The following is a 1,304-nucleotide window of genomic DNA, read 5'->3' as shown; positions in this document are numbered from 1 at the left end:
GGTGTTGGAACCCATTGATTGGTGAGGGATTTGTGTCGGACTGATTGCTCATCGCGCGCTCTGCTGCTAGCTGCGGAGGGTTCTTGTCCGTACGGCAAGTCTGAGACTTGTCTGATGAACCGGCTTCTTTGCGACTTACCGACCAGTTCTCGCGAATCGCGGCAGCTGCTGTTGTTGACTAGCTTTCCGGTCGACGGTCGAGACTTGGAAGTCCTCGCAAGCCGCCCCTAGGCCTGCGCCGAGAACAGAAGGCCTTTGGTACAGAGGTGCTACGTTTTGCGGGTCAAGTAGTCCTGAAGCGCTTCGTCTCCGGCTTTCCCTTTCGTAAGCACTGATCAAGGTTGCAGGGGGGGCGTTGCAAAGGATCTTTAAGTGATGAGGCAGCGGATCTCTAACGGGGTATTAGCATTTCGATCTTTTTCGAGGCGCGCTTGTTGTCCTCGATTGAGATGGCAAATTCATTGCTCAGATCATTCAGCGAAAAGAACCATCGATCAAATGTCGGCTTGATGGTAGGCATGTCAAGTTCAACATGACCGCCAGGGAGCGGCTTTCCGCAAATGCAGAAGAATACGAGGCGGAACCAAGGCTTTTGCGAATCGCAAAACAATAGCCAGTGAGGCCACTGCATGTCCAAGTCCCTGATGAATCTGACTACTTCCGGAATTTCGACGAGTTCGCGAGGGTCCTCGCAATAGCCATCAATTGATATTTCCAACTTATCTTTAGCTACTAGAATTACCTCGCGGCTTGAGATGAGCTCTGTTAGCAAATTGAGTGTTGTGTCCAGTAGTCCGGACTCGATATCAGACCTGGAGATTCGCAGGTAAAGCGACTCAGGGTTTTCGGTGACAAGTCTCTCAACTAGGTCGCTTCGAGGCATCTGATATGCTACTGGAAACTGTTCCATGTGTGATTTGAGATGGGTAAAGGATGACATGAATGCGTCGGGCAACTGCACCTCTCCTTTGCTATCCAAGTTCACGTACGGATCCGAGTCTCTTTCTAGTGCATCGAGCAAGCTGCTCATGTCCGAAGCCGTTGGCGGGCTGGCTTGAGACGGAACAAAGATCTGGAAAAAATACGAGTTGATGGACACATGCCTAAGCGCCCAGTGAGCGGTGTCAAATCCCGGAACTCTGAATGCGCCAATTCTGAACCAATCGGGTCGATGAGTCGCATCTAGATCTTCGGCGTTGGCAGGTAGCGGTAACCCATTGCGCAGTACGGTCGGAGCAACGCACTTGAGAATGACGCGTAGATTTGGTGGGATCGCTGCTGTTCCGAGTATGATGTCTCTGTAC

1 protein-coding gene is annotated in these 1,304 nt (G+C 51.5%); it reads right to left on the bottom strand.

The genetic code is table 11. The features are described 5' to 3' along the window. Positions 1–391: 391 nt before the first annotated feature. A partial coding sequence (locus AC1DQP_RS20590) for a hypothetical protein (protein WP_478052442.1) occupies positions 392–1,304 on the bottom strand: 913 nt, incomplete at its 5' end.

This window comes from Stenotrophomonas sp. P5_A8, from assembly GCF_056400545.1.
Note: the sequence above shows the minus strand (reverse complement) of the source record. Positions and strands in the feature narration are given on the sequence as shown.